This is a genomic window from Faecalicatena contorta, assembly GCF_021531995.1.
Taxonomy (GTDB): Bacteria; Bacillota; Clostridia; order Lachnospirales; family Lachnospiraceae; genus Dorea_A; species Dorea_A contorta_A.
In genome coordinates this window covers 1-10,108 of record NZ_JAFBIZ010000112.1, presented here as the reverse complement: position 1 = coordinate 10,108, position 10,108 = coordinate 1, and the positions used below count along the sequence as shown (strand labels likewise).

The 10,108-nt window shown below is 43.0% G+C and carries 8 protein-coding genes; all 8 read right to left on the bottom strand.

The genetic code is table 11. From position 1 onward, the window contains the following. Positions 1–235: 235 nt before the first annotated feature. The gene (locus JQM82_RS12800; RefSeq protein WP_235250750.1) at positions 236–1,072 is read right to left on the bottom strand and encodes a NifB/NifX family molybdenum-iron cluster-binding protein; all 837 of its coding nucleotides are present in this window, start codon (positions 1,070–1,072) and stop codon (positions 236–238) included. 518 nt (positions 1,073–1,590) lie between these two features. Further along, the gene (gene ribF, locus JQM82_RS12795; protein ID WP_235250749.1) at positions 1,591–2,496 is read right to left on the bottom strand and encodes a riboflavin biosynthesis protein RibF; all 906 of its coding nucleotides are present in this window, start codon (positions 2,494–2,496) and stop codon (positions 1,591–1,593) included. A 36-nt stretch (positions 2,497–2,532) separates the two neighbouring features. Beyond that, positions 2,533–3,855 carry an APC family permease gene (locus tag JQM82_RS12790; protein WP_235250748.1) on the bottom strand — a complete coding sequence of 441 codons (1,323 nt, stop codon included), beginning with the start codon at positions 3,853–3,855 and terminating at the stop codon, positions 2,533–2,535. A gap of 42 nt (positions 3,856–3,897) precedes the next feature. Then, positions 3,898–4,944 (bottom strand): zinc-dependent alcohol dehydrogenase, encoded by a 1,047-nt coding sequence (locus JQM82_RS12785; RefSeq protein WP_235250747.1) that lies wholly within the window; start codon positions 4,942–4,944, stop codon positions 3,898–3,900. A 15-nt stretch (positions 4,945–4,959) separates the two neighbouring features. Further along, positions 4,960–5,745 (bottom strand): class I fructose-bisphosphate aldolase, encoded by a 786-nt coding sequence (locus tag JQM82_RS12780; RefSeq protein WP_235250746.1) that lies wholly within the window; start codon positions 5,743–5,745, stop codon positions 4,960–4,962. 43 nt (positions 5,746–5,788) lie between these two features. After that, positions 5,789–7,099, bottom strand: coding sequence for a glycine/sarcosine/betaine reductase component B subunit (locus JQM82_RS12775; RefSeq protein WP_235250745.1), 1,311 nt, complete (start codon positions 7,097–7,099; stop codon positions 5,789–5,791). A gap of 28 nt (positions 7,100–7,127) precedes the next feature. Next, positions 7,128–8,459 (bottom strand): glycine/betaine/sarcosine/D-proline family reductase selenoprotein B, encoded by a 1,332-nt coding sequence (locus tag JQM82_RS12770; RefSeq protein WP_268827737.1) that lies wholly within the window; start codon positions 8,457–8,459, stop codon positions 7,128–7,130. Between the two features lie 28 nt (positions 8,460–8,487). Beyond that, entirely contained in the window at positions 8,488–9,975 is a 1,488-nt protein-coding gene (locus tag JQM82_RS12765) for an aldehyde dehydrogenase family protein (RefSeq protein ID WP_235250744.1), read from the bottom strand. Positions 9,976–10,108 lie beyond the last annotated feature (133 nt).

Sequence of the window (10,108 nt, the reverse complement as noted above, 5' to 3'; positions counted from 1 at the left end):
AGTTAAAATACAAGAAAAAAACCTTTAAAAGTCCGGCCTGACATCCCGTTGCATAAAGATGCAAAAGTACCCCGGAACATCGGCGCATATCGCAAAAAAGTCGGATAAATATGCAAAGAGCCGGGGTTTGGCTGACCGCCATCCCCGGCTCTTCATGTTTTTTTATCCTCACTCAAATCCGTATAATTACCCACTCGCATCGTGAACAACTTTCAAGAATTTTCAGGCATAAAAATTATCGAACCTCCACCAGCTCAATCTGGAAATTCAATTCTTTCCCTGCCATTTCCGGATTCGCATCCAATGTAATTGTCCTCTCATCTTTCGCCACAACTTTCACCGGGAACGGCTGACCATACTGGTCGGCAAGATAGACCTGCTGACCGGCGCTCAGTTCTTCAGAACCCGGAAGCTGTGCGATTTCAACAGTAAAGATTGCATTCGGATCCGGCATCCCATATGCTTCCTCCGGCATCAAATGGACATTCACGATCTGTCCAACTTCCATATCTGCCACTGCTGCGTCATATCCCGGAATCATCTGACCGGCACCGCAGAGAAATTCCAGCGGTTCACCGCGATCATAAGAAGAGTCAAACTGCGTTCCATCATTGAACGTTCCTCTGTAATGTGTGCGGCAGATTTTCCCCACATTGCGTCCGATTAACTGCGTGTGCGCTCCGCATCCACCACATCCGCCGCAGGAATGTCCTTCATCTCCACAGCTGTGACCTTCCTCATGATGATGATCACAATTCACACCTGTAGAAAGCAGCTCTCCCTTAAGGTAAGCCTCTACCACCTGATCCACATCTCCCTGTGCTCCGGAACACAATTCCACACCAGCTTCCTGGAGTGCTGCCTGTGCGCCACCGCCGATTCCTCCGCAGATCAACACATCCACCGCCTGTTCTGCCAGCAGACCGGCAAGAGCACCATGTCCTACTCCGTTAGAAGCAATCACTTCACTGGATACAATCTTTTCATCTTCAACTTCATACACTTTAAAAGACTCTGTTCTTCCAAAATGCTGAAATACTGTTCCATTATCATATGTTACCGCTATCTTCATTTCTTAAATTCTCCTTTTCTTGTGGTTCACTAAGTATAGCACAAATATATATTACTGTCGATGCGCTTTGATGGGGCAATCATTTTCTCAGTCTCGCATTTCTTGATGGTATCTTTTTCAGTTCTTTTCATGGAGCATTTCCACTTTCCCATATTTGATGGTAATTTTTAATCGTGTTTTCATGTACATTATCTCTATTCTTCTCTATGATGGTAAAGCAAATTGATTTTTTCATGTACATTATCCTTATTTCTCTACATGATGGAAAAGCAAGCTGGATTTGTCATGTAAATTATCTTTATCCCTTCCTGTGATGGAAAAGCAAGCTGGACTTCTGCTTTTACTGCTTTTATTTTTCACTTTTTTGGATTCCCAACAGCAACTTTTCAAACACAGTGCATATAGATTACTCTCCCTTTGTATACAGCCATCGTTTCTTTAATCCAAACAGCACTTTCGTAATTCTACACAAAAATGACCTCCGATGAAGCAATGGAGGTCATTTTAATATCACCTATTTAATTTTTCATATCAGCAACAAGATTATCCATATATGTCTGAACTGCTAAAACATCTTTATCAATCTGTTGGCGCACTTCATCCAAACCACCTGTGAATTTCTTAACGCCGCGAATATATTTATGCACTTCCAGTGTAATACGTTTTCCGTAAATATCACGGGAAAAATTAAGCAGCCATGTTTCTATCGTCGCTATCGGAATGTCATCATCCGACGGGCGAAAACCAATACTGGTCATTCCACGGAAGAAGGTTCCATCCATATTGGACAATGATGCATATACCCCATGCGGTGGGAATAGTTTGTTCTCAGCCACACCCAGATTTGCCGTCGGCATACCATGTTTTCGTCCTGCTGCTTTTCCATGTACCACAGTTCCCTGCATAATGTAGATATGTCCAAGCAGTTCTTTCATTTTTTCAAAATCACCATCATTAATTGCCTGCTTAATACCATCTGTTGATACTGCTGTTCCCTCATAACTTACTACCGGAACAATCTCCACGTCAAAGCTAAGCTCTTTTCCGAGTTCTGACAGATATGCTGCACCTTTTTTATCAGAGCCAAAACATACATTTTCTCCAACAACAACGCTCTTCATCTGTAATTTGCTGATGAGAATCTTACGAATGAATTCTTCTGCTGTCATTGCATCAACTTTCGCCTGACTGATGGATACCATAACTCCGATCTTTTTATCCTGCAAAAAGTATTCTTTTTCACATTCTGTATATATTACAGGATTGACATCATCTGAGAAACTCACAACAACCGGAGTCTGTCCTTCATAACCAACAAGTTTTTTAAGTACCGCCTGATGTCCTCTGTGCATACCATCAAAAGCACCGAATGCTATACGGGTTGCACCCGGTACAACACCACTAAGATCATATACATGCTTCATTTTCGTATCTCCTATATTTCTTTACTCCACTACAAATTAATCCGCTTTCTTTTTTTTCGTGTAGTACATCATGACAACTCCGCCGATTGCATAAAGTGCAATTGTAAAGATCCACATCATACCATTTCCACCACCAATAATCTTCGGAATATATGTAGAAACAATTGCAATTACTGCAATGATGGAAACTACATTTCCACCCGGTGCTCTAAAGTTACCTTCTACATAAGCAACCTTCTTACGTGCAAATACAGCTGAAATAATGACAAGTGAAATGTTAACCGCCGCAAACAAAGATCCTAAGTTAACAAGGATTTCTGTCTGGCTTGGAAAACAGCTGAGAATTGCACTGACAACTGCCACTACTACTATTGTTGCAACCGGAGCACCATGTTTATTCTCCTTTTTGAGAGCTGATGGAAGCATGTCATCATCTGCCATCGCTTTCATTGCATCAGCTGTTAATTTTTCCACTACCAGCATCGTTGTAAGCAATGCCAGAACAGCCGCAATTGAAATAACTTTACTTAACCACGGAACATCACTCATGGATGTAAATGCAGCAGCAAACATCGGTATGAAACGCATTCCTGGATTATCAATCAGGAATTGTGTATCAACATGCCCCATCGTAGCAACAATCATAAGCATGTATAGGCAAACAACCAGTCCAAGAGCAATCATCAATGATTTCGGTACTGTTTTGTTTGGTTCATGTACCTGACTTACCATAAATGCAATCGCAACGATGGAACCATAACCAGTCATCGCATTCGGAATTGCCTCTATCCATCCTGTTTTTCCCATTGCGCCATCAAAGAAATTTGCAAAATTTGCCCAGTCAAAATTCGGATGTGAAAATGCTACACACACGTATATCAACATGCAGACGATCAGAGAAATAACAAGAATATTATTGATCTTACCGGCCATTGTAATTTTATTCATATTCATCCATGACACAAAGATTACCGCTGCAATCGCAAGAATAATCTGCATCTTTGAGAATACCTGCCAGCTTACTCCGAGATATGTACCTACATAAATCGCAGCAAATGCTACTGCAATAGAGTTAGATACCAGATATCCCCATGCTGCAATAAATCCCCACTTTGGTCCAATCGCACGTGCAGGGAATACAAATACACCACCTGACTTTGGATAGCGGATAGAAAGTTCCGCTGCCTGCAGACCATAAAGACCACAGATAATGGCTGCACCCAGCCATGAAAAGATCGCAGCCGGTCCAGCATAATACATGGTCATACCTGAAAGTGAAAAAATGGAACTGCCGATACATCCACCGGCGAGCATTGCTACACACGCACCTAATCTTAATTTATTATTATCATCAGACATATTCTCATCCTCCAATATCTAAAAACAATTTTATGTTTCAACCTAATTTGTAATAATTATACGGAATGTTCCAGGAACAATCGCTGCTTCAAAAGCCTTCTGCGCTTCCTCAAACGGGAATGTCTTTTCAATCATTGGCTTACAGTCAACGATTCCGCCATTCAAAAGACGGTTTGCAACAAAGAAATCTTCTCCATTCGGACTGATTGATCCTGTAAGAATGGTTTCTGTTCCATGTAACATCTGTGGACTTACCGGAGTCGGTGCATCCGGATGCATAGAGCTGTACTGAATCATACGTCCTGCTTTTCCGGCCATGGCAATTGCCTGTCCTACGACAGCAGGAATTGCGGTTGTATTAAACACTACATCTGCTCCACGTCCTTCCGTCACAGACTTTACAAATTCAACTGGATCTGTCTCCATTGGATTGAAGACAATATCAGCTCCAAGCTGTTTTGCCAGTTCTGCACGTTTCGGATCCACTTCACTTAAAATAACGCGGGCACCTTTACACTTTGCAAGCATAACGTGATACTGTCCCATAATACCTCCGCCAATGATCACTACATCCTCTCCAAGCTGGATATTGGCACGTCCCACAGAATGCACAACACACGCCAGAGGCTCTGTGAGAGCGGCTTCCTCATAAGAAAGACTATCTGCAATTTTAAACAGAGAAGCTGAATCTGCAATAATGTAATCACAAAGGCCCCCCGGTCCAACCAGCAATCCTTCACGGGTAGGTTTCTTCTGTGCACGTTCGCACATATTGGCATGTCCGGTTCTGCAATAGTAGCATTCTCCGCAATTATAAAGAAGACGAACGGCAACTCTGTCTCCCAAAGCCCACTTTTTCGCATTCACACCAGGTCCCAAAGCCGCAATCTCACCTGCCACTTCGTGTCCTCCGGTACATGGAAGAGGCATTTTTACCTCTCCCTGGAAGATGCGCTGTTCCAGAGTACAAAGCGCAACTGCATGTACCTTAATCAATACTTCCCCCTGACGCAGATCCGGAGTTGTTAATTCTATGATATCTGTCTGCTTTTCTCCGGTCACTGCAACTGTTCTAATGTTAATTGACATTTCTCTCACCTCATCCTATTTATTTAAAATCTTCATTGCCTCTTCTACAGATGCATCTTCATGAATAATTGCTGCAATCGCCGCACAAACCTGTGCCACGTTTTCATGACGAACAATATTACGTCCCATAATAACACCCTTCGCACCGTTGTCGATCGCACCACGGATATTGGCAAATATTTCTTCTTCTCCCTTTGCTTTTGCTCCGCCAAGTACCAGAATCGGTGCATAGCAGTTTTCTACAACCTTTCGGAATTCTTCTCCTCCTATATATTCAGATTTGATGAAATCTGCTCCGAGATCAACGGATTGACGACATGCAAAACTCATCAGATCGATCGCACGTGTGTCAATTCCTTCCGGCCGCTCAAATCCATATGGAAGAGCTTCTGAACATACCGGAAGCTGATATTTTTCACAGTCAGCAGCAAGCTTTGCAAGATATTTTAAAGAATGCTCATTGGTCTGTGCTCCCGGAAGTCCCATACAGAGAACTGCATCTGCTCCAACACGAATTGCATCCTCTGCGGAATAAAGCAGATCTAATGGATTCATCGGTTTACGAATCATGGATGCGCCGCCATCTGCACGCATGATAATACCTGCATTTCCGAAATCAGACTGAAAATGCTTGATAATTCCATAAGTTGTCAGGAAAGCATCCACACCTCCTGCAACACACTCTCGGATAATATGTCCCGGATCTTTCAGGTCTGGGGAATACATCTGTGCTGAGTGATCCATTGCGAGAACAAATGATTTCCCGTCTTTCTTAAAAATATTGTTCATTCTACGTTTCATAAATAATCATATCCTTTCTTTTCATTCATAATATTTCATCTACTTAGTAAGCAACACATGTCATATTGCTGTAAGCACACTGGTTACCGCCCATATACATATGAGTGCAGGTTCCAATCGTAACTTCTTCTGTTGCCGGAGGGAACCAGCCACCGGATTCTTTATTCAGGCGGAACGAATCTCCTCCAACTGCACGCTCCACTTTCGGTAACGTAATCGATCTTTCGATAGATCCTCCCGAGCAAACTGCATCTGCTTCCGGTACATCATCTACTAAAAGCAATCCTTCCGTACCGTCTTTTCCACCGAACTCAAAGGTCAGAGTAGAGGCTTTAATTCCATGTTTTTCTGCCGTCTGAATGGTTAACATTCCGTCGATACATGCATTGCCTCCACCGGTCCATACCATAACAAGCCCTTTTGCATCCAGCATCTGTGCCAGCTTTACATTCTGACTTGCAGAACGCTGTTTGTGCCAGTTGCTCGGCTCATGACTCCGGGAGAAGATTACTCCCTTAAAGTTAATATCCTTTCCATGACGACGATAAAGCTCCAGTAATACCGGATGGTTCACATGACAATAGGTTGGTACTTTAAAAGAAGGCCATACATAATTACCGCTAACAACACATCCATCCAGCATTTCATTCGGATGAAGTATGGTAGGAACCAGATTATCAATCGGAAGACCGTACAGCATCGTATTGGCATATGGGCCCTGATTCTGGCACTGCCATACCATTACAACTCCTGGAAGCTCCGGATGCTCTTCTTCCGTTGAAAACACTTCTCTTCTGTCCGGTTCCTGTCCACGAGTAAGATCTGCCAGATAAGTAGATATACGGATTGCAATCAAACGGATTGCATCGTCATACTCAATGGATGAAAATCCTTCTCCCAGTTCATACACAACAACAAGATTGTGCATTTTTGAGAAAGGTGTATAGCCAGCCGCAAATCCGGACAATTCAATAATCGCATCACGTGGATATAACAGACCACTGGATGCATTGGAAGAATCCCATGGCAATGCTGCACTTTCAATAATAGAAAAACCGCTGTAGAGATTCGTTACCCCGCGTCCGACTGTATAGGAAGTAGAAAAGAATCCCGGATACTGCTGCCCTTCTCCTTCCACTTTTACCATCGGCTGAAGTGTATCTAAAACGTGAATAATTCTCGCGTTTTCTCCGGGCTTGGTAATTTCCAGATGAAATCCTGTAACCGCTTTAAATAAGTCTTTTGTCAGATCTGTCAACTCCCGTTCATTTACCGTGAGAACGCCATTCACAAAAGTACATTTATCCCCAAATTTAACATCTTTCACCTCATAATACTGACGTGTTAATTTCATATCGATCATTTTTCTCTCGCCCCTTCCTTTAACCTTCTTTAGCTTCATCAACCGTGAAGATTGTCGGTTTTTCAACTTCCATCTGTAAAACTTCCAATGCTTTATCAATAATCTTACGACGATATACTTTTTCACGATCAATTGGCAGTTCAGGATTTCCTGTCGGAGAAGTGAAATCACCACCAAATACAATTCGGTTGGATCCTACACTTTCTGCAATAGAGAGGAATGCATTAATATGAACGTTCGGAATGCCGACACGGTCCATTTCCTTCGCTATCGTTGCACCGCAACGTGTACAGGTGCCTCAGGTAGAAGTAAGAATTGCAGCATCTACTCCTGCCTCTTTCAGTTTCTTTGCCCAGTCCGCGCCCATCTGCTTTCCGCTCGCAACATTGGTTCCTACTCCGCAGGTAGAACCAAAATACGGATAAAGATCACCAATCACGCCTTCTTTCAGGCAGTCCCGGATCGCATCCAGCGGTATCAGTCGATGCGGATCTTCACTGGCAAACGTTGTATCATAACCACCATGGATGGATTCGTATACACCCTTTTCCAGAGTATCTTTGCCTGTCATATCATACATACCGTAGCTGACTGCAAATGCCTGCTTTATCTTATCCGGATTTCCAACCGGGACAAGACCTCCGGTCGTAAACAGTGCGATCTTTGCTTTACTCATATCCTTTACCGGCGGCGCCGGTGGAACCTGTTCAAATCCTCGATGCGGAACTTCTGTAACATATGGTCTGTTATAAAGTTTGTTCACAACCATATCTACGACACGCTCTGCACCCGATTTTTCAACATATTCATTGTTTCGGTGTCCTGTCGGCAGATAGCCTTCCTCACAGGCTGGTCCGATCGGTTCTCTTTTTGCAAGCTTCAATGCCAGAGTAGCCAATTTGGGCAGCGTCTTTCTCATTCCAGAAGCTGTCTCTGTACTTCCAACAATATAATTATCTTTTACATACATCCCAATTGCCGGGTTCTCCCACCACATAGCTGTCACACTCGGAATATTCAATTCGGAACGTACATAATCACAGACCTTTGCACATGCAACTCCATAGCGTCCTGCATTAAATGCAGGTCCGGCGATAAATACATCCGGTTTTTCTTCTTCAATCACTTTCTTAATCTGCGACTTTACCAGATCCCAGTTTTCATCTGTATTCACATAATTATCGCCACAGTAGATGACCTTACTGATCGTCATCTCTCCTTGAAAGAGCGGCTCAAGTCCTGCAGCAGGTCCCTTCTTTTCATCCAGACTTCCAAATTCTGCGGTTGCCATGGCCTCTCCGCCAATCCCTGCGTAAAACTGGTTAATATAATGTACTGCTTTTAAACTCATTGCTATATTCCCTTCTTTCCAAGCGTTTTTAAAGCGGTGGAACCGTATCCTCAACAGTCTCGATAAACACTGTTTTTGAAATCATATATTTTGTCATTCCGGCAACACCAATGCCACTTTCTTTCCATCCTGTACCTGGAGACTCTATCATTCCCTTGGAGAAATAATTATTTACATATATCTGTCCGCTTTTAATTCCTTCAGCCACACGGATGCCTCGCTTCAAATTCTTTGTAAACACTGCACCTGCCAGTCCGTATACGGTATTATTTGCCAGTTCAATCGCTTCTTCTTCTGTATCAAAAGGTGTGACACAACCTACCGGTCCAAAGATCTCTTCCTGATAAATAGTCATCTCCGGTGTCACATCGGCAAAAATTGTAACCGGAACAAAGTTCCCTTTTGCCAGAACACCCTCTGTATATCTTTCGCCACCGCATACAAGACGTGCACCTTCCGCTTTTCCCTTTTCGATATAATCCCACACAGTTTCTGCATGTGCTTTTGAAATCAGTGGGTCAAGATTGGAGTTCGGATCAAATGTATCTCCCGGAACATATTTCTCTGCTGCAAAATTCTTCATTTCCTGAATGAACTCTTCATAAATACTTCTCTGTACCAGAATACGTGTTCCTGAAACACATATCTGTCCTGAATGATTGGTAAATCCCCATACAGCCCATTTTGCAGCGTTTTTCACATCCACATCTTCAAAAAAGATGTTCGGGCTTTTCCCACCAAGTTCCAGTGCGATATCTTTCACACGTTCTGCTGAATTTCGAATGACTTCCCGACCGGTAGACGTTCCTCCTGTCATTGCCACCATATCTACATCCGGATGCTTTGTAAGGTAAGCTCCAACGGAACTTCCGGACCCGGTTACAACATTAAACACTCCTGCCGGAAGTCCTGCCTCCTCATAAACGCCGGCTAACTGAAGTAAGGAAATAACTCCCCATGATGGCGGTTTGATCACACAGGTGTTACCTGCTGCCAGAATCGCATTGATCTTCTGGCATCCCATAAGATACGGTCCGTTCCACGGAAGAATCTCTGCCACAACTCCTACCGGATTCCATGTTACATAGTTAAGTGTTCCATAATCCGAAGGAACGACCTTTCCTTCAATATCCCGTGCCTTTCCGGAAAAAAAATGAAAGGAATCTACAGCCATAGGAACACAGTAGTAACGTGCAGATCCATAGTGATATCCACACTCCAGTGCCTCCAGGGTAGCGAACTCATCTGCGCGACGTTCCATAATCTGTGCTGCCTTCAGTAATATCTTTGAACGTTCACGAGCTGCCATACGTCCCCACGGGCCTTCATCAAAAGCCTTGCGGGCAGCTTGAACTGCTTTTTCTGCATCATCTACATCTCCGTAATAAGCTTTTGCAAACACTTCATTCGTTGCAGGATTCACACAATCTTGTGTTTTTCCTGATACTGAAGCAGTATACTCGCCATTGATATAGAGCTTATACGGTTCTGCGCTTACATAATCCATCAGATTCATACGTTTCTCTCCTTTTTATTTTATATGTTACATTTGTAATGTGCATATACCATTTGTAATGTTTATTTTATTTTATATAGATTGTACAACTTTGTCAATAGGTATTTTCTATATATCATCACTTCATATAAAT

Excerpts from the sequence above, each read along its gene's own strand:
- JQM82_RS12800 (WP_235250750.1), bottom strand. The coding sequence starts at position 1,072 with ATGAAGATAGCGGTAACATATGATAATGGAACAGTATTTCAGCATTTT.
- ribF (WP_235250749.1), bottom strand. The coding sequence starts at position 2,496 with ATGAAGCATGTATATGATCTTAGTGGTGTTGTACCGGGTGCAACCCGT.
- JQM82_RS12790 (WP_235250748.1), bottom strand. The coding sequence starts at position 3,855 with ATGTCTGATGATAATAATAAATTAAGATTAGGTGCGTGTGTAGCAATG.
- JQM82_RS12785 (WP_235250747.1), bottom strand. The coding sequence starts at position 4,944 with ATGTCAATTAACATTAGAACAGTTGCAGTGACCGGAGAAAAGCAGACA.
- JQM82_RS12780 (WP_235250746.1), bottom strand. The coding sequence starts at position 5,745 with ATGAAACGTAGAATGAACAATATTTTTAAGAAAGACGGGAAATCATTT.
- JQM82_RS12775 (WP_235250745.1), bottom strand. The coding sequence starts at position 7,099 with ATGAAATTAACACGTCAGTATTATGAGGTGAAAGATGTTAAATTTGGG.
- JQM82_RS12765 (WP_235250744.1), bottom strand. The coding sequence starts at position 9,975 with ATGAATCTGATGGATTATGTAAGCGCAGAACCGTATAAGCTCTATATC.